This window comes from Marinobacter sp. DY40_1A1 (assembly GCF_016597815.1).
GTDB lineage: Bacteria > Pseudomonadota > Gammaproteobacteria > Pseudomonadales > Oleiphilaceae > Marinobacter > Marinobacter xiaoshiensis.
This window is the reverse complement of record NZ_VCHA01000005.1, coordinates 154,713-169,777: the sequence shown is the minus strand read 5'-3', so window position 1 is coordinate 169,777 and position 15,065 is coordinate 154,713. Positions and strand designations below refer to the sequence as shown.

Sequence of the window (15,065 nt, the reverse complement as noted above, 5' to 3'; positions counted from 1 at the left end):
TAAACACATGTTAGAGATTACCAACCTCGTAAAACGTTACGGGCAAAACGAACCTGTGCTCAAAGGCCTGAATCTGAAGGTGGAAGGCAGCAGTGTTGTTTCCATCGTCGGCGCATCCGGTGCAGGTAAAAGCACCTTGTTACGATGCATCAACCGGTTGGTCGAGCCAACGTCGGGTTCGATCAAGCTGAACGGCCACGAGTTGGTCAATCTTCGCGGAAGCGACCTGCGCCACTCTCGTCGGCGGATCGGTATGGTGTTTCAGGGCTTTAACCTGATTGACCGTTTAACCGTTATGGAAAACGTGCTCTCCGGTCGCTTGGGCTATGTGTCCTTCTTTCAGGCTTTGACTCGTCGCTTCCCACAATCGGATATCGACCGCGCGTTCAGCCTCATGGAGCGTGTGGGTATCGCCCACTACGCCGATAAACGTGCCGACCAACTCTCCGGTGGTGAACGCCAGCGTGTTGCCGTGGTACGTGCTTTGATGCAAGAGCCCGAAATTCTTTTGGCCGATGAGCCCACGGCGTCGTTGGACCCGAAAACCTCACAGCAGATCATGAGCCTGCTGCAAAGCCTTGCCAGTGAAATGTCTTTGCCTGTACTAATCAACATTCACAACGTAACTCAGGCGCGTATGTACACCGACCGTATTGTCGGCATGCGTCATGGGCAGATGATTTTTGACGGTGAACCCAAAGACTTCAACCAGGATGCTCTGGATGCCATTTACGGTGGCATTGAGTCGCCGGAAGAAGATGCTGGTGAGCCTGCATCCCCAACTGAGGAGGCTTCGGCATGACATCCGGGAACACTGCATCCGGTGCACAGCCGGGCAGGGTCTGGAAAAAGCCCCCTTTCATAGCAAATCCCTGGATTCGCTATGGATTGGTCGCAATCACCCTGGCCTACTTGTACTGGGCATTCTCAACACTGCCTTTTGATTGGCAGCGTATCGCTGAAGGCTTGCCCCGTGCAGGCAAAATTTTTGGCGGCGCTTTCCCTCCCAGTTTTGAACGCGGCGGGCTGCTGTGGACGGGCTTCAAGGAAAGCTTCCAGATCGCCTTTTTGGCGACCATGCTGGGTGTTCTCCTGTCGGTTCCCATTGCGGTCATGGCGGCTCGTAACGTAGCGCCCCTTCCCGTTTACATTCTGGGGCGGACTCTTATTATCGTCTCCCGCAGCTTTCACCCGGTTATCGTCGCCATTCTGTTTGTTGCAGCGGTGGGCTTTGGCCCCATGGCGGGCATTCTTACCCTGACTCTCTATTCCATCGGCTTCGTTGCCAAGTTATTGGCAGAAGAGATTGAAGAAATTGATTGGGGCCAGGTTGAAGCCATGCGCTCTGTTGGCGCCGGTTACATGAAAATCCTGGTTTATGGGGTTTTCCCACAGATCATGCCGCGCCAGATCGGGCTATCCATGTATCAGCTCGACAGTAACCTTCGCGCATCGGCCGTTGTTGGCATTGTGGGTGCCGGTGGTATCGGTGGCACGCTGATGAACGCTTTCGGACGTTACGATTACGATTTCGCCTTTGCCATTTTGCTGATGATTATTGCGATCATTCTGGTCAGTGAAGGCTTGAGCGGATGGGTGAGGAAAAAAGTATGGTAGATCACGCTGCAAAACTGACCGACCGAGTCTGGTCGCGCTACGACCGTAAAGAACAGCTTACGCGCTATGCGGTCTACCTGGCCACGCTGATAGCTGTTGTTTGGGCCGTGCGTGATATTGATATTTTTTGGCCCTGGGTTTGGGATGCGCCCAACCAGATCCAAAGCTTGGGCGCACGCATGTGGCCGCCGGAATTCAGCAAGTGGAGTGCGATTTTCTCCGCCATGCTGGAGACGGTGCACATTGCCACCCTGTCCACCATGCTGACGATTTTCATCGCTCTGCCGGTGTCTTACATAGCGGCTCAGAACACCACACCGAACAAGATCACGCTCTGGATTGGCCGGTTCATTCTGGTATCCAGCCGCTCTGTGAACACCATTATCTGGGCATTGCTGTTCGTGGCTATTTTTGGCCCCGGCGTGCTGGCCGGTATTTTGGCGGTGATGTTCCGCTCAGTCGGGTTTATCGGCAAGCTGATGGGCGAGGCGATAGAAGAGATTGACCGCCGCCCGGTGGAAGCCATGGAAGCAACCGGTGCCAGCAAAATGAAGGTGGTTCTGTATGCGATTGTGCCTCAGGTAATGCCGGCCTTTTTTGCCATCATTATTCTCCGTTGGGATATCAACATCCGTGAATCCACTGTGTTGGGCTTGGTGGGTGCTGGTGGTATCGGGGTGCTGTTGCAGGGTTCCATCGACATGTTTGCTTGGCAAACTGTTGCAACTATCCTGCTCGCAATCGTTGTGTTGGTCATTCTGGGCGAGGCGCTGACCAGCGTCCTGCGCAAAAAAGTAATTTGACCTGGAGTTGCTTGTCGCCCGAGCGTTTCGGGCGGCAGGCGCTCGCACTATGGACTGGAAAACCGATTCTATGAAAGACAGTATCGATTTTGGCAAGGCCGACATTCTCTTCACCGATGTGGACGATACGCTCACCACCGGTGGCCGGCTTCTGCCAGAGACCTATCAGGCTATCTGCCGTTTGGCAGAGGCCGGCATCAGTATCATCCCGGTAACCGGAGGCTGCGCTGGCTGGTGTGATCAGATCATTCGTACCTGGCCAGTAAAAGCGGTTATTGGTGAAGGCGGAGCCTTCTATGCCGAACGCACTGCCCCACAAACAGTTAGCTGGCACTTCTGGGAAAACGAGGCCAAACACCGCCGCGACCAGCAGGCCATCTTGAATGCGGTTGCCGCATTGGATCTGGACTTCGAGGCCAAGCTGGCCACAGACCAACCCTTCCGTTTTGTAGACGTTGCCGTGGACTACAACCAGCAGGAATCGCTGACACCTGAACAGGTAGCTGCGATTCACGATCCTCTGGTGGCTCAGGGCTTCAGCGTTCGCCAAAGCTCTATCCACATCAATATCTGGCTCGGCGATTTCGACAAATCCACTATGTCGCTTCGAGTGGGCCAGGAGTTACTGGGGCTGGATATCGAGTCCTTGCAGAAGCGCTCTGTTTTCATTGGTGATGCACCCAACGACGAGAGCATGTTCCGCAGTTTTCCGATGAGTGTTGGTGTGGCCAATATTCGTAAGCATTTACCCGTTATGACCCATCAGCCCGCGGCAATTGTCAGCCAGCCCTCGGGTTTGGGCTTTGCTGAAATGGCAGAGGCCTGGCTGCAACATCGCACCTGACCGAGCACCTAATCTGATGAGTGCCAAAGAACGCCAGCGCTGCATCCTGGAATGGGTGCATGAACAGGAGCATGTCGAAGTTGAAGACATAGCTCAGCGCTTTGGCGTCACCACGCAAACCATTCGTCGCGACATCAACAAGATGTGCGAATTGGGTTTGTTACGGCGCCGTTATGGCGGTGTCAGCCTGCCGCCAGCAAAACCCGCTTCTAACCTGGCCTACCTGCATGATGAACAACCCACCCATCAGCTAGTCAAACAACTGATGGCTAAACGCGTTGCGGCAGATATTCCGGAAGGCGCTACCGTTAGTCTGGGTGTTGGCAGTACGGTTGAGCAGGTCGCGAAAGCGTTGATTCATCATCAATCCCTTCGAATACTGACTAACAACCTCAGCGTAGCAGCAGCCCTATCGAGCAACCCGGGTATTGAGGTTATCGTGTCGGGTGGCATGTACCGGCACAACCATCACGATGTGGTTGGCCCCGAGGTCACCAGCTTCTTCAGTTCTTTCACAACCGACTTTGGTATTTTCAGTGCCGGAAGTATGGACCTGGAACAAGGCTTGATGGATCACGAAATCCGCGAGGCTGAAGTTAGCCGTGCAATCATTGCAAATACCAGAACCCGTATGCTTGTGGCAGACCACAGAAAATGGACTCTGAATTCACACTGCAAGGTCGCAACGTTCAAGTATGTTGACCGTTTTTATACCGATTCCGTACCCCGGAAACAACGGGCAAATCTGCCCGCTTATATAGCCATTATTGAGTGCGACGAATCACAACCTGTGATTAGTTGACCATTAAAGAGGTGGCTACTAATGTTCAGCTCGGAACTACAAACCTAAACAAAAAATACAGAAGGATTCTGTCATGAAACGCACTTTGTACCTTCCTTTGCTAGTTGGCTCTCTTGCGGTTATGTCTGGTTGCAGCAGCATGCACCACGATACCAACGCACCTGAAGCCACCCCTACAGATGGCCAGGCGCTGGTTCAGCTTGGGCCACGGCCTTACTTCCTGGTTAACAACATGGACGAGGGCAAGCTGAAGCAGTCCTTGCAAGCGTGTGAATCCAAGCCGGTAACGTCGTCGACCTTCTCTATCGGCCACCGGGGTGCCCCCATGCAGTTTCCCGAGCATACCCGCGAATCCTACATAGCTGCCGCCAGAATGGGGGCCGGGATTGTGGAGTGCGACGTGGCCTTTACCAAGGACAGGCAACTTGTGTGCCGCCACGCCCAGAATGATCTGCACACCACCACCAACATAGTGGCTGTACCGGAATTGAACGCCAAGTGCACAAAGCCTTTCACCCCTGCAGATCCGGCCACAGGCACAAAAGCAGAAGCTGAATGCCGCACAAGCGACATTACATTGGCTGAGTTTAAATCGCTCAGAGGAAAGATGGACGCATTTAACCCGGATGCAACGACCCCGGAGGAATATCTGGGCGGCACTGCAGCCTGGCGAACCGATTTATATTCAACAAACGGTACCTTGCTAAGCCATCGCGAAAGCATTGAACTACTCAAAGAGTTGGGCGTTCAATTTACACCGGAACTGAAAACCCCGGTGGTTGATATGCCTTTTGAAGGCGAGTACACACAGCAGGATTATGCGCGCCAGATGATCAATGAATACCGTCAGGCGGGCGTTAGCCCCTCCGATGTTTGGCCTCAATCGTTCCTGCTGGAAGACGTGATTTTCTGGGTAAACGAAACGCCTGAATTCGGAAAACAGGCAGTATTCCTTGATGAAGACGACCACTCCCCTGAAAACGTATCCCTGGAACACATGGAGAAGCTCGTTCAGCAAGGGGTTCCTGTTCTGGCACCTGCAATCTGGAAAATGCTGACCCTGAACAGCAACAACGAAATTGTACCTTCCGAGTACGCTCTCAACGCCAAATCCGCAGGCCTTGACCTGATTGGCTGGTCGCTTGAGCGCAGCGGGCCACTAAACTCTGGCGGCGGGTGGTACTATCAGAGCGTAACCGATGCCATCAACAATGACGGTGACATGTTCACGGTGATTGATGTGTTGGCTCAGGAAGTGGGTGTAATCGGCATTTTTTCAGACTGGCCGGCCACTACAACCTACTACGCCAACTGCATGGGCATATAAGCTGACGCTGAACCCTGGAGTTAATTAATGAACCCGATCGTAGCGAATAACAGGCCTGTAAAAGTGGATCTTGCAGACGGCGAGGAATACTACTTTTGCACCTGTGGCCGTTCCAGCAAACAGCCGTTTTGCGACGGTTCCCACGTGGGAACTGAGTTCAAACCAAAACCCTTCACGGCTGAAAAATCTGGTGATGCCTATTTGTGCCAGTGCAAACATTCGGCAAATCTGCCGTTTTGCGATGGTACTCATAAGCAGTTTGATGCCAGTGCAGTTGGCAAGGAAGGGCCTGGCATCAAAGCGGGAGCAAGTGAGATTCCCGTGGCAAGTGCCACTGTTGAGGAACCTACGGTCGAGTTCATACATCAACTGGCCAGAGATGGCTTATCAAAGATGGGGCACCATGGTCCTATGACCTCCATGGGGGTGCCCCGTCATTTGCTGCCGCACTGGGATGATATTCAGGTGATGACGGCGCAAATGGCTACACAGCCTCTGCTTGAAGATGTTCCCGTTAGTACCGAGCTGGTTATCGGGCCCAGAGCCAGAAAGCCGCTGAAGCTCAAGATTCCCCTGCTTGTTTCCGACATGAGTTTCGGAGCCCTGTCTGAAGAAGCCAAGCTGGCTTTGGCGAAAGGCGCCGAAATGGCAGGGACAGGCATTTGCTCTGGAGAAGGCGGAATGCTGCCAGAGGAACAGGCCGCTAACTCCCGCTATTTTTACGAATTGGCGAGTGCGCAATTCGGGTATGACGAAGCAAAACTGAAAGATGTTCAGGCTTTCCACTTCAAAGGTGGGCAAGGCGCAAAAACCGGTACTGGCGGCCATCTGCCAGGCAATAAAAACGTCGGTAAAATTTCACAGGTTCGCGGTATTCCCGAAGGCGAGCCTGCTGTATCTCCCCCCACATTTGCACACGGCTGCAGATTTCAAGAAATTTGCCGATCGCGTGCGTGAGGTAACGGGCGGCATTCCCATTGGTTTCAAACTCAGCGCCAACCATATTGAAAAGGACATTCAGTTTGCTCTGGATGCCAGCGCTGACTACATCATATTGGACGGTCGTGGCGGCGGCACAGGTGCAGCGCCGGAAATGTTCCGCGATCACATCAGTGTGCCAACCATACCAGCCCTTGCAAGGGCACGGCGCTATCTGGATGAGCAAGACGCGGGTGGCGACGTTACCCTGATTATTACCGGTGGCCTGCGCACACCCATGGATTTCGTGAAGGCCCTGGCTTTGGGCGCCGATGGCGTAGCCATAGCAAACAGCGCCATGCAATCAATAGGCTGTGTCGCTGCACGCATGTGTAATACAAACAACTGCCCTGCCGGTATAGCCACACAAAAAGCAGATCTTCGGCAGCGTTTGAACGTCGAAAAATCCGCCGGGCAGCTCAGGAATTTCTTTGAAGCCTCTGTAGAGTTGATGCAAGTGATGGCCAGAGCTTGTGGCCACGATTCGTTGAATTCATTCAACAGAGACGATTTGGCAACTTGGCATCGGGAGATGGCTCTGTTATCAGGAGTAAAGTTTTCAGGGTTTATTGAACCCTGATCAACTTTTCCATCACTCATCTGACTTTTGAGGTATGTATGAAGATCTATGCTCCCCTTACGTTGGCGTCTGCCCTTTTCCTCACTGCCTGCGCAAGTTCGCCACAGGATGATGCAAAAGCCGGAAGCCAGACAGCCGCCACGCACACCTATCAATGCGAGAGTGGCGAAACGATTACGGCAACCTACCCTTCCAACACATCTGCTGTAATTCAGCACAAGGGTGCCAAGCACACCATGCAAATCGCAGTGTCTGCCAGTGGTTCACGCTACGTTGGCAACGAACTGGAATGGTGGACAAAGGGCTCCGGGCCCGGTGCTGAGGCTGCCCTGCTCCACCACAAGCCTGATGGCACTTCCGGCAAAATAATAGAGAACTGTGCTGAATCCTGAGCGTCGAAAGAGATGAAAATCACGCTTGCTCTGTCGCATTTGAACTAATATAGAGGCTGGATTCCCGCTTCCCGAAGCCCTGCTTCAAGAGGTATAGCTATGCAATATTTGGGAGTTGTTGCCAGCCTCATATTGTTCTCTAGCCGCGCGTTTTCTGCCAAAACGATAGCAGACGAGCAGCATTGCGCGGCGCTGGAGCACCTATGAATAGTGCGTTGTTTGAATCATTGCCTATAACTGGTCTTTACGTAGCAGTTGCATTTCTGATGATGGCTTTCGGCGAAATAGGCTACCAATTTGGCGTACGCACCCGAACTCGCCGGGATGAAGACGCAATGGCGTCTTTAGGTTCAATGGTTGGTGGTTTGTTAGCTATGGCAGCGTTTGTGCTGGCATTCACTTTTTCCATGGCCTCGTCTCAGAATGACCAAAGAAAACAGGATGTGCTTCAGGAAGCCAACAGCATCGGCACGGCCTACTTGCGAGCTGATCTGCTTGATCAGCAATATAAAACCGAAGTTAAACGGCTTTTGCAGGACTACGTTGATGTTCGGTTAGAAGCTGCGAATACCCGCAACCTGAACGCCCTGATAGCCGAATCTGTTGAACTCCATAGCCTCTTGTGGGCGCAGGTGTCAGCAGCAGCCATTGCGCGCCCCAATACAAACACTTCGCTGGTGGTCCAGTCTGTCAACGATGTGATTGATATGCATGAGAAACGCCTGACCGATGCGTTGCGCAACCGTATTCCAGGCATTGTATGGATAGCGCTATCCGCCATCATTGCGCTTACGATGATCACCCTGGGCACTCAGGCCGGGTTTACAGGGAAACGACGACTTGTCGCCACTATCCCCTTGATACTGGCGTTTGCAGTGCTGATGACACTGGTTGTTGATCTGAACCGCCCGCAAAGCGGTTTGATAAAGGTGAGCCAGCAGTCGATGATTGATCTTCAAAACAGCATGGGCCCCAATCACGCCCCGACAGTGGAATAGCCCTTTACCCGAGGGGCGCTTCCGGTTTATTAAAGGAATATCCTGCATGAGCCAAAATACAGGCAACACAAGCAAGGTAGACAGACTGCTGGCTGAACAGCGTGATTATATTGCGAAACGCGAAAGTGGGTACCGAGAGCGCGCTCTGAAAATGTACCCCTGGGTATGCGGCCGCTGTGCCCGTGAGTTTACGCGCATCAATTTGCGTGAGCTTACTGTGCATCATGTTGACCATGACCACGACAACAATCCCGCCGATGGCAGTAACTGGGAATTGTTGTGCGTGTACTGTCACGATGAAGAGCACAGCAAGTTTGAGGATTTTGTGCGCTACGGAGGCAGTTCCGAAAAACGCCGGGAAGCCGCAACGCACAACCCGTTTGCAGGGCTAAAGGAAGCGCTTGAGAAAAAGAGCTGAATAACTGGCGCACGGTGCACGCTGGACACCAAGCGATTCAGGTATTGCTGCTTGAATCAGAGCCTGGCGGGCTCAGCGCATCTCCTCTCCGGAATTTGAGCACATGCCCTTTGAAAGGCTTGTCCAGATAGTCTGTACACTCCGGCTTTTCCTCAGAAAAGCTGAACCCGTGAGTTTCCATGCGACGACTGAACTTGTTTTTTCTGCCCCTTCCCGGATCCACCAGAATGACTTCACAGGCCGTGTTGGCGTGCCGGTCAATAAAATCCGCTAACAGGTTTATGTGCTCGTCTTCGTACAACACATCACTACCAATAATAATATCAAACAAGCCCAGATCGCTGGCTTTGTCCGCCCAGTCAACTCGTTGATAACCTATCGCTTTACCGTGATTGAGCTGTGTGTTCCGCTCCAGAAATACGCCCACCTCAGGATGATAATCCGTCGCTGTAATATCATCATTACGTTCATTCAAAAGCAGGCTGGAAAGCGCCATTCCACAGCCAATTTCCAGAATTCTCTTGCCCTCGGTTGGATGGTTCACAATGTAATGGGCAAGCACCAGGCTTGATGGCCAGATAATCCCGAACAGGGGCCAGGTAGCAGAGGAAATGCCCAGTTTGAGGGCGATATCGTTTGGATCGTCGAACTGCTGATTATCACGCAAAGTGCACACGTGAATGTCCACGTTGCCGAACTCAATAGTTTGGTAGCGAAGACGTAGTGGTGATTTCATTGAGGGTCACACTGAAGGAGTTAGGCCCGCCAACCTGTTAAATGAAGCGGCAAATCCTATTCCTTCAGAGTATACCCCCTGGCTGACTTGAGAAACTATTTTATCGTTTTGCCAGATCCTCAAAGAAAATCTGAATCCGCTCGGCGTTGGTACCAAGATCGCTCTTACCCAATCGGGAGGCAGAACGCATATCCACTTGCACGCCCTGCTCTGTTTCCGTCATACGGATAGCCACATCGTCTTTAAACCCGAACCAGCGAGTGGTCGCAGTGGCTTCGATGGTGTTGTCGGTGGTTCCGGCAATCTTCCAGCCACGGGCCTGAATCTTCCTTTTTACCGTTTCCATAACACTGGCCAGGGGCGCGTCCACCAGAATCGGTTTTAACTGGGGGTACGCTAACTGTTGCTGCTTCGCTGTTTCCGCTCCGGGATAGTCCACGGCATTGGGGGCTTCTTCACGGGCCGCCGCCAACAATGTGAAGGCAGGAGGGTTTTCCATATCCGTTGTGATGTCGTGGATGGGGGGCACGCTTTGGGCGCGCTCCTTCATCTGCATGGGTATGGCAACCATTGCCACAACCGCCAAGGTTACCAACACACCCACCAGAGCCGGCCGCCACCGGCGCAACACACCCGCAAGTACCAGAGTTATCAGCCCAAGCAAAGCCGCGCCCATTGCCAGTTGTGCACCCTGACGCAACCACGTGAAGGAAGTACCCAATCCGATCCACTCTGCCTTGTAAGCTGGCCCGGCAATGGCCATCAACACACCTGCAACGATCAACAGGGCTATGGCAAGCCACGCTGTAACAAGAGGCCACTTTCCGCCGCGTCGTGGTGAGTTGTTTGCTGACAGCATTTTGATTCCTTCATTGTGGATGGGACAAACTATTACGATGCCATACCTTAGCCCGATCACCCTGGCTTTGGTATGCTCAAGGATCACAACAGGTAAAGGCTTTGCCGAGGGTAAGGTTATGGCTGGTGGCTGGACCCGTGATGGGGCTGTACAAGATCAGATTGATGCGAGCGTAGAGGATGCCGTGGCTGAGGCACGTAGCCGGCTCGGCAGGGGTGAAAGTGCAGAATTCTGCGAAGAGTGCGACTGCCCTATTCCTGAAGCTCGGCGCAAAGCGATTTCCGGTGTACGCCTGTGTGTGAATTGCCAGGCGGCCCTGGAAAAGCAGGAAACCACATCAGGCGGCATCAACCGCCGAGGCAGCAAAGACAGCCAGCTGAGATAGCCGGGCGTCAGGCGTCCGGCGTAGCTGCTGCCAAGTCGCCGGCATCACTTTTTGCCGCCAGCACCCTCACCCGCTCGAAGTCCTCTTCATTGAATACCCCGTTCACACCGGATATGGCCGCCAGCGTCATGCCATGCTTCAGGCCCAGTTTGTAAATATCCCGAACCTTTTCCCACTCAATGTTGCGGCCCAGTGTAAAGTTCTCAAAACGGCCTTCCAGCGCCAGCACAATAGTTTCTGCCAGGCAGGCGTAGGCTACACCTTCAGGTAGGCCGATGTTTTTCATATATACATCATTGCCCGGCAACTGAACCTCTCCGGATTCAATTACCAGCACATCGGGACGTTTGGCCACATCTTCTGCTGATATATCCAGCGGCCGAGCCACATCAGTGATCACGCAACCGGGCTTTACTTTCATGATATCCAGAATGCGTTTGCCGGCACCGGAGGTGGCTGTCACGATCATGTCCATATCTGCCAGATCACGGTCAGCAGAGCCCGCCACGTGTACTATGGCTCCCGGCGTCTCCTGTTCAATGCTTTCCTTTAGAGCCAGAAGTTTGGCCGGTTCCGGTGCGGCCAGATAAATCTCATCCACCGCTTTGGCCAGCAGCCGTGCGCATACCGACCCAATAGCACCCGTTGCGCCCACCACCATGGCTTTGCCTGTCATCTTGCCGTTTTTACCTATCTTGGCGCGGCCTATCATTTTCACCGCATCCTTGGCAGCCCAGAGTGCACCGGAAGCGCTGTAACTGTTGCCTGTGGTAATCGGGAGCGGTGCCCGTTTTGCAACGGTAATGCCTGCGTCTCCCACCACTTTTGTGAAGGCACCCAGGCCCATGATCTGTGCCCCCAGCTTTTTCGCGAGATTGGCAGCAGCCAGCAGTCGGCTATAGGTAAACTCGGGGTCATGAGCCATGATTTCTTTTGGCGTACCGCCTACGGTAATCAGCCACCCTTCCACCTCATCCCCGGTGGGCGATTTGATGCCGCTAACTTTGGAATAGATGAACGGTGGCGCGTAAGCCACTGCTTTTTCCACCAGGTTCATCACCATCGGCGGTGACACACTGGCAACCCAATCCAGTGGCCGCGTTTTAGTCAGGTATTGCTGAGATAGAGGGTGGATCACAAAGGCAAACCGGTTTATCCGCCGATAACCGTTTGGGTAGAGAATCCGCGGCTCAATACCCAGGCTCTGAATCACCCCAAGATAATCATCAGCACCCAATTGGCCGGGGGTACGTGAGAGCGCCGCGCTGATCATGGCTTCCATCACATTCACGCCCACTGGTCTACCTTCCAGCCAGGGACTGTAATCCACCACCATGGCCACCTTGCGTGACCGCATCCAGTCCAGAGCCTCTTCCGTTACGCGGGAAGTGATGATGGTTTTGCCATCCAGCTCTTTGTGGGTGAAATTTGCCAGATCACCCATGTGGCCAACGATAACATGGGAGTCTTTCGCAGCCTGATGCAGGGAGCCTTTGATCAGCCCCTCCCCAAGACGATACAGCGGCGTGCGGAGCACGGTTTCAAGCGTTTTCAAGGCTGACGGGCGAAACATGATCGGCGCGGTCAACGAGCTGTAGGTTTCCAGCTGTTTGAGGGAGGTGAGCAACCGTGGCACGCCGAAGTCCATATACGGATCAGCAAAAAAAAGGTTATCCGTATGCTCGGAAAGGGCTTTTGCCACCCGGTAGCCGGCTTGTCCATTCAGGAAGAGTACCCGGGCGTTATCGAAGAAGTGCCCCAACTCGGTTTGGGTTAGGCGCACAGCCCACTCCTGAAGAATACCCCGAAGCCCTGCGCCACTGGTTATCGGTTTGTCTGGAATACAGGCTTCAAGCTTTGCGGTGTCCGGGTGTTCCAGCTTCACAGAGCCAACCTGATAATGATCGGATACCATACTGAGGCCAAAAGCGTCGGCCCGCTCATGATAGGTTTTCAGAAGCGCGACCGCGCGAGAAAGATCTCCGTCGGTCCCGGCACGGATCACCCGGAAGGCTTGTCCCAGAAACTCGGTTTCCAGATCGTAATCGTATTCGGATGAACCTTGGCTTACGCTGATAACAGTTTTCATACCCAATCCTTGTTCTTGCCGAAACCTTGTTATGTACAGAGTAGGACTATGTACCCATTATTGTTTTAGCACAGGTCAAGTTTATCCTGCGTCATACCAACCGCCCCCAAATGAACAGGCTACACTGAAGATATATCACAACGGATATCTGCCCCGACATACCTTCCCCTTCAACAGGAGCCAATATGAGCATTCAAGCCGAATTGCACGCAACCGTTCAGGCGCTTGTTCAGCCTGGCAAAGGCATTCTCGCTGCCGATGAAAGCCACCCCACGATTGCCAAACGGTTCAAGGCCGTTGGTGTTGAATCCACCGAGGACAAACGCCAGGAATATCGCAGCCTTATTTTCTCCACGCCCGGGCTTGGTGAGTTCATAAGTGGCGTGATTCTTTTTGAGGAAACCCTTGGCCAAAACAGCCTTGAGAGAGTAACCATTCCAGACCTGCTGAAAAGCCAGGGAATTGTGCCGGGCATTAAGGTAGACAAGGGTAAGAAGCCACTGATTAATGCCCCGGGTGATGAAATAACCTACGGCCTGGACGGCTTGGACGACCGGTTGGAAATCTACAAAAATCAGGGGGCCCGCTTTGCCAAATGGCGCGCCGTGTACAATATTTCCGACACCCTGCCTTCACGACAGGCGGTGGAGGCCAACGCCGAAATGCTGGCACGCTATGCCGCGCTCTGCCAGGCCATAGGCGTTGTGCCCATTGTGGAACCCGAGGTTCTGATTGATGGTGATCACACCATCGGGCGGTCTGCGGAAGTAAACGAAATCGTGATTGCAGAGGTTTTCAATGCACTTCGCCGCCACCGTGTGCAACTGGAAACCATCATTCTTAAACCAAGCATGGTAACGCCGGGCAAAGAGTGTCCGAAGGCCTCCCCGGAAGTCGTGGCAGAAGCCACTTTACGAGTATTTCGCAGAGTGGTTCCGGCGGCCGTTCCGGGTATTAACTTCCTCTCTGGAGGGCAAACCCCGGAAGAAGCCACTCTCAACCTGAGCGCGATGAACAGCCTTGGCCGACAGCCTTGGTACCTGAGCTTTTCCTACGGTCGTGCGCTACAAGAGCCTGCACAGAAAGCCTGGGCCGGAGACTTGAACAACGGGTCGCGCACCCAGGCTGCCATGCTTAAACGCGCACGGCTGAACGGAGCCGCGACCCAAGGCTCGTACACACCCGATATGGAAAGTTGAAGGTAGATCAGGCTGCCTGCACTGCAGCCTTGGATTTGGCAATGGAGGCAGGAACAACCTGCTCAAGGCACGCCAGCATAGGCGCAACCTCACGGATCTTGCGGGCGTGCGGCCACAGAGCTTCAGCCTCAGGGAATCCCTGCCGCAGAAAGTTCAGCCACTGCTTGATGCGACCGGTTACGTACTTGTCTTCCAGCCACCCCTGAAGCACGCTGGCGTATTCTTTCACTAATACCACTGCTTCTGGCCAGGTCATATCGTCAATCTGAACACCCTGCTGGCTGGCTTTGATCTTGAGAGCCAGATCTGGCCTTGCAATCAGGCCCCGACCAATCATTACATCCTCACAACCGGACACCTCACGGCAACGCCAGTAATCCGCCACGCTCCAGATCTCGCCGTTAGCAATGACTTTGGCCTTCACCGCCTCCCGTGCCTTGGCAATTTCCTCCCAGTAAGCAGGCGGTTTGTAGCCATCCACTTTGCTGCGAGCATGAATAACAATCTCTTGAGCGCCCGCAGCGTCCAATGCCTGAGCACAGGCTACGCCCATTGAGCGATCGTCATACCCCAGGCGTATTTTAGCGGTTACCGGAACATCTGCGGGCACGGCCTTGCGAACCGCCGCTGCAATCTCATACATCAATTCCGGTTCACGCATCAGCACACAGCCACCCTTGTGCTTGTTCACCGTTTTCGCTGGGCAACCAAAGTTAATATCAACCTGAGTCGCGCCCAGTTCCGCCGCCTTACGGCCATGCCAGCCCATTTGTTCGGGGTCTGAACCCAGAAGCTGAACGGCCACGGGGGTACCCACTTGCGTGAGTGACTGGTTGTGCAGCTCCGGCGCAAACTTGTAGAAGACCCTTGGCGGCAACATGCTGTGGGTCACACGGATAAATTCCGTCACGCACCGGTCTATCCCGCCAACTTTTGTGAGCGTTTCTCGAATAGGTGCGTCAACCAGCCCTTCCATCGGGGCAAGAATGATCCGCATAGGGTCTCCATATATTCAAAATTAAAAATGCGCGGAAGCCC

At 53.7% G+C, this 15,065-nt stretch carries 17 protein-coding genes; 13 read left to right on the top strand and 4 right to left on the bottom strand.

Features of this window, described 5'->3' with window-relative positions; translation table 11 throughout:
- Positions 1-7 precede the first annotated feature (7 nt).
- The 11 genes from phnC (at position 8) to FFI61_RS13595 (ending at position 8,759) form a co-directional block, all read left to right on the top strand.
- On the top strand, positions 8-802 hold the full coding sequence (gene phnC / locus FFI61_RS13640; RefSeq protein ID WP_100640337.1) for a phosphonate ABC transporter ATP-binding protein: 795 nt from the start codon (positions 8-10) through the stop codon (positions 800-802).
- Positions 799-1,617 (top strand): phosphonate ABC transporter, permease protein PhnE, encoded by an 819-nt coding sequence (gene phnE, locus FFI61_RS13635; protein ID WP_200371126.1) that lies wholly within the window; start codon positions 799-801, stop codon positions 1,615-1,617. Before phnC ends, phnE (FFI61_RS13635) begins: the two co-directional genes overlap by 4 nt.
- Positions 1,611-2,420 carry a phosphonate ABC transporter, permease protein PhnE gene (phnE, locus tag FFI61_RS13630; protein ID WP_200371124.1) on the top strand — a complete coding sequence of 270 codons (810 nt, stop codon included), beginning with the start codon at positions 1,611-1,613 and terminating at the stop codon, positions 2,418-2,420. The genes phnE (FFI61_RS13635) and phnE (FFI61_RS13630) overlap by 7 nt, the downstream gene beginning before the upstream one ends.
- Positions 2,421-2,469: 49 nt before the next feature.
- A complete protein-coding gene (locus FFI61_RS13625; protein WP_227714929.1) occupies positions 2,470-3,264 on the top strand; it encodes an HAD-IIB family hydrolase in 795 nt (264 codons plus the stop codon).
- A gap of 16 nt (positions 3,265-3,280) precedes the next feature.
- Entirely contained in the window at positions 3,281-4,066 is a 786-nt protein-coding gene (locus FFI61_RS13620) for a DeoR/GlpR family DNA-binding transcription regulator (protein ID WP_200371122.1), read from the top strand.
- A 73-nt stretch (positions 4,067-4,139) separates the two neighbouring features.
- Positions 4,140-5,393: a glycerophosphodiester phosphodiesterase family protein gene (locus FFI61_RS13615; protein ID WP_200371120.1), complete on the top strand. Its 1,254-nt coding sequence runs from the start codon at positions 4,140-4,142 to the stop codon at positions 5,391-5,393.
- 27 nt (positions 5,394-5,420) lie between these two features.
- Positions 5,421-6,350, top strand: a complete 930-nt coding sequence (locus FFI61_RS17975; protein WP_265092141.1) for a glutamate synthase-related protein — start codon at positions 5,421-5,423, stop codon at positions 6,348-6,350.
- Positions 6,343-6,951, top strand: a complete 609-nt coding sequence (locus FFI61_RS17970) for an FMN-binding glutamate synthase family protein (protein WP_320159569.1) — start codon at positions 6,343-6,345, stop codon at positions 6,949-6,951. Before FFI61_RS17975 ends, FFI61_RS17970 begins: the two co-directional genes overlap by 8 nt.
- Before the next feature lie 38 nt (positions 6,952-6,989).
- A complete protein-coding gene (locus FFI61_RS13605; RefSeq protein ID WP_200204466.1) occupies positions 6,990-7,343 on the top strand; it encodes an MliC family protein in 354 nt (117 codons plus the stop codon).
- 203 nt (positions 7,344-7,546) lie between these two features.
- The gene (locus FFI61_RS13600) at positions 7,547-8,341 is read left to right on the top strand and encodes a hypothetical protein (protein WP_200371119.1); all 795 of its coding nucleotides are present in this window, start codon (positions 7,547-7,549) and stop codon (positions 8,339-8,341) included.
- Positions 8,342-8,387: 46 nt separating this feature from the next.
- Positions 8,388-8,759: a YajD family HNH nuclease gene (locus tag FFI61_RS13595; protein ID WP_200204462.1), complete on the top strand. Its 372-nt coding sequence runs from the start codon at positions 8,388-8,390 to the stop codon at positions 8,757-8,759.
- A 37-nt stretch (positions 8,760-8,796) separates the two neighbouring features.
- Here FFI61_RS13595 and FFI61_RS13590 read toward each other — a convergent pair whose 3' ends face one another.
- Together FFI61_RS13590 and FFI61_RS13585 are read right to left on the bottom strand one after the other, a co-directional pair.
- Positions 8,797-9,495 carry a class I SAM-dependent methyltransferase gene (locus FFI61_RS13590; protein ID WP_200371118.1) on the bottom strand — a complete coding sequence of 233 codons (699 nt, stop codon included), beginning with the start codon at positions 9,493-9,495 and terminating at the stop codon, positions 8,797-8,799.
- A gap of 100 nt (positions 9,496-9,595) precedes the next feature.
- Positions 9,596-10,354, bottom strand: coding sequence for a DUF1499 domain-containing protein (locus FFI61_RS13585; RefSeq protein WP_200371117.1), 759 nt, complete (start codon positions 10,352-10,354; stop codon positions 9,596-9,598).
- 118 nt (positions 10,355-10,472) lie between these two features.
- On the opposite strand from FFI61_RS13585, the gene FFI61_RS13580 reads away from it, so the two are divergent.
- Positions 10,473-10,739, top strand: coding sequence for a DksA/TraR family C4-type zinc finger protein (locus FFI61_RS13580; protein ID WP_200204580.1), 267 nt, complete (start codon positions 10,473-10,475; stop codon positions 10,737-10,739).
- Positions 10,740-10,746: 7 nt separating this feature from the next.
- Here FFI61_RS13580 and FFI61_RS13575 read toward each other — a convergent pair whose 3' ends face one another.
- A complete protein-coding gene (locus tag FFI61_RS13575; protein ID WP_200371116.1) occupies positions 10,747-12,828 on the bottom strand; it encodes a dehydrogenase in 2,082 nt (693 codons plus the stop codon).
- A gap of 185 nt (positions 12,829-13,013) precedes the next feature.
- Between FFI61_RS13575 and FFI61_RS13570 the strand changes: the two genes are divergently transcribed.
- Positions 13,014-14,027 (top strand): class I fructose-bisphosphate aldolase, encoded by a 1,014-nt coding sequence (locus tag FFI61_RS13570; protein WP_200371115.1) that lies wholly within the window; start codon positions 13,014-13,016, stop codon positions 14,025-14,027.
- 7 nt (positions 14,028-14,034) lie between these two features.
- On the opposite strand, the gene FFI61_RS13565 is transcribed toward FFI61_RS13570, so the two are convergent.
- Complete coding sequence (locus FFI61_RS13565; RefSeq protein WP_200371114.1) at positions 14,035-15,024, bottom strand: tRNA dihydrouridine synthase; 990 nt, start codon at positions 15,022-15,024, stop codon at positions 14,035-14,037.
- Positions 15,025-15,065: the final 41 nt, after the last annotated feature.

Excerpts from the sequence above, each read along its gene's own strand:
- FFI61_RS13590 (WP_200371118.1), bottom strand. The coding sequence starts at position 9,495 with ATGAAATCACCACTACGTCTTCGCTACCAAACTATTGAGTTCGGCAAC.
- phnC (WP_100640337.1), top strand. The coding sequence starts at position 8 with ATGTTAGAGATTACCAACCTCGTAAAACGTTACGGGCAAAACGAACCT.
- FFI61_RS13585 (WP_200371117.1), bottom strand. The coding sequence starts at position 10,354 with ATGCTGTCAGCAAACAACTCACCACGACGCGGCGGAAAGTGGCCTCTT.
- FFI61_RS13625 (WP_227714929.1), top strand. The coding sequence starts at position 2,470 with ATGGACTGGAAAACCGATTCTATGAAAGACAGTATCGATTTTGGCAAG.
- FFI61_RS17975 (WP_265092141.1), top strand. The coding sequence starts at position 5,421 with ATGAACCCGATCGTAGCGAATAACAGGCCTGTAAAAGTGGATCTTGCA.
- FFI61_RS13570 (WP_200371115.1), top strand. The coding sequence starts at position 13,014 with ATGAGCATTCAAGCCGAATTGCACGCAACCGTTCAGGCGCTTGTTCAG.
- FFI61_RS13580 (WP_200204580.1), top strand. The coding sequence starts at position 10,473 with ATGGCTGGTGGCTGGACCCGTGATGGGGCTGTACAAGATCAGATTGAT.
- FFI61_RS13565 (WP_200371114.1), bottom strand. The coding sequence starts at position 15,024 with ATGCGGATCATTCTTGCCCCGATGGAAGGGCTGGTTGACGCACCTATT.
- FFI61_RS13600 (WP_200371119.1), top strand. The coding sequence starts at position 7,547 with ATGAATAGTGCGTTGTTTGAATCATTGCCTATAACTGGTCTTTACGTA.
- FFI61_RS13595 (WP_200204462.1), top strand. The coding sequence starts at position 8,388 with ATGAGCCAAAATACAGGCAACACAAGCAAGGTAGACAGACTGCTGGCT.
- FFI61_RS13615 (WP_200371120.1), top strand. The coding sequence starts at position 4,140 with ATGAAACGCACTTTGTACCTTCCTTTGCTAGTTGGCTCTCTTGCGGTT.
- FFI61_RS13575 (WP_200371116.1), bottom strand. The coding sequence starts at position 12,828 with ATGAAAACTGTTATCAGCGTAAGCCAAGGTTCATCCGAATACGATTAC.
- FFI61_RS13620 (WP_200371122.1), top strand. The coding sequence starts at position 3,281 with ATGAGTGCCAAAGAACGCCAGCGCTGCATCCTGGAATGGGTGCATGAA.
- FFI61_RS13605 (WP_200204466.1), top strand. The coding sequence starts at position 6,990 with ATGAAGATCTATGCTCCCCTTACGTTGGCGTCTGCCCTTTTCCTCACT.
- phnE (WP_200371126.1), top strand. The coding sequence starts at position 799 with ATGACATCCGGGAACACTGCATCCGGTGCACAGCCGGGCAGGGTCTGG.
- phnE (WP_200371124.1), top strand. The coding sequence starts at position 1,611 with ATGGTAGATCACGCTGCAAAACTGACCGACCGAGTCTGGTCGCGCTAC.